We start from the raw sequence: 2,267 nt of genomic DNA, 5'->3' as shown, positions 1-2,267 counted from the left end.
CATAGAGGCCATTAATCAGATAACAACCCTAAAAAGGGCTGTTATCTGATATAGCTTGTTTAGTGCCACACATTACAATTTGCCAGTCGACTTCCAACGGAAGTAAGTTCTTCGACTGATACCAAGCTCAACCCAAGGTTCGTTAAGGCTAGGTCTACCTCCACCTTTTGAAACTTTTCCACCCTTAGCACCTTTCTTAGCGTGCCATTGGCTTTTCTTTTCTGGCGTGAATTCTCGATACGTCCAGTTAGCGATCGACTTCGCTATCGCTTTCACTTCTGACACGGGCAAAGGAACATTGAACTGGCTATTCGTACTTTCTACTTTGTCGTAGACGGCTGCATTCCACTTTCTTTTGTAGTTAGGCGCCCAGTATTCCCGAATCGCTCTATATGCCCACTGACGAGTGTTATCGAACAACTCACAGTTACGGCCAAGACCAGACGTTTCGCTACCACGTAACGGGTGGCCTTTCAGATCGAGGTATTCCGCCAGTTCATCGAGTGTGTACTCGTACTCTGTCCAAAACTCATTTTGCCAATGTGGGTGCAGTGGATTTTTCGTCAGTAGTCCTGCGAATCCACGATCCGCTTTCAGACGCTCAATCATCGCGGATTCAATCGCAGCTGCGTAGCGAATAGGTTCACTATGCGCGATATCAGACGTACAGAATGGAACTTTCAAGCGATACGCAATGTGTGCGTGTGCGTTCTCTGGGTTCTTTGAAGTCCAATATGGTGTGGGAAGATCGTTGTCGTACCAAGCCAACACACCGCCTTGTCGATCAATATCAAAGACAAGGTAAGTGACCAACTTCGGTTGGTTCACTTGCAGATATTTTTTCTTAATCGCTGTACTTTTTGGGCGTATGTAAGTGACACCGAGTTCATCGGTGCAATACGGCTTATGAGGAAGCGTCTCGATTAGATCGAGTTGAAATGCGTTTGATTGTTTAGCTTTCACACATAACTGCACTTATGGCGGTTACGTGTGGATTGTCTTTGTCTTTCCATGTGTTAAAATTACCTTAAGCTTTAGCCCTGATAACTCTCCATTCCGCCAAGTTTGAATGAGTTTCGGGGCTTTGTTTTATCTAGAGTTAATCTTACTCCTCAATACCTTACTTCGCAATTTCCCTTCGCTTTTCTTGCTTTCAGGCACAAAAAAGGCCGCTATAGCGACCTTTCGAGAATCATTGTTCTACCGAAACACTGCACTTCGCACAAAGTGACATTACGTTAAATCCCACTCTTCACATTAAGCGACATGTTACCACCTAACATGCCGAATTTATCTTTAAGTCTTTGAATTTATGTTGACCATGAAAGATTAAATGAGCTTAGATCTGAGTAGAAATACGGCTTTTCGCCGTATAGAAAGCGTTATGTGTTTTTCTTGCAAGCGCCATGATTAATCAAAACTTTTTTCTAGCCATGCGGCATGGGTGAATTAAAAAACGGTGCCTTAGAGCGTCAATTTGGCGCCTTATTTTTGCGATTTTAAGTGGTTGTAAGTTGCTGTTTTTAAGGTGTTTATTTTTCTTGAGAACTGGTTGGTAAATGTTAGTCTTCGACTCAAATAGAAAGAGGGCTAGAAAATGGATAAAACAGACCAGTTATATGTACAAGCAGACTTTTCACATCAAGACATGAGTGGTCAGTATTTTAAAAATTGCAAATTTTTCTGCTGTTCCTTTAAACGAGCGAACCTCCGCGATACACAATTTGTAGATTGTTCTTTCATTGAACGAGGTGAATTAGAGGGGTGTGATTTTTCTTACTCGGATCTTAGAGATGCATCTTTTAAAAACTGCAGTCTTTCAATGTCGTATTTCAAAGGTGCAAATTGTTTTGGTATCGAGTTCAGAGAATGCGATTTAAAGGGTGCCAATTTTTCTCAAGCTAGCTTCATGAATCAGGTATCGAACAGAATGTATTTTTGTTCAGCTTATATAACAGGTTGTAATCTTTCATACGCCAACTTTGAAAGGCAGTGTATCGAAAAGTGTGATTTGTTTGAGAATAGATGGATTGGCGCAAATCTGAGTGGTGCATCATTTAAAGAGTCTGATTTAAGTCGGGGAGTATTTTCTGAAGGGTGTTGGAGCCAGTGTAGGTTGCAAGGTTGTGATTTGAGCCACTCGGAGTTGTATGGTTTAGACCCTCGGAAAGTTGACCTTACAGGTGTAAAAATCTGTTCGTGGCAGCAAGAACAACTTTTAGAGCAATTAGGTTTAATAGTAGTTCCTGACTAAATTTGATGGTTTG

Annotated in this window: 2 protein-coding genes; one reads left to right on the top strand and one right to left on the bottom strand. The window is 41.6% G+C overall.

What is annotated here, in order from left to right:
• Positions 1-72: 72 nt before the first annotated feature.
• On the bottom strand, positions 73-963 hold the full coding sequence (locus tag R7R24_RS24310; protein WP_012615284.1) for a replication initiation protein: 891 nt from the start codon (positions 961-963) through the stop codon (positions 73-75).
• A 634-nt stretch (positions 964-1,597) separates the two neighbouring features.
• On the opposite strand from R7R24_RS24310, the gene R7R24_RS24305 reads away from it, so the two are divergent.
• A complete protein-coding gene (locus R7R24_RS24305) occupies positions 1,598-2,254 on the top strand; it encodes a quinolone resistance pentapeptide repeat protein QnrVC5 (protein ID WP_000361705.1) in 657 nt (218 codons plus the stop codon).
• The last annotated feature ends 13 nt before the right edge of the window (positions 2,255-2,267 follow it).

The organism is Vibrio sp. 704, from assembly GCF_033339295.1.
The sequence above is the reverse complement of the archived record's forward strand: the minus strand, read 5'-3'. Positions and strand labels throughout refer to the sequence as shown.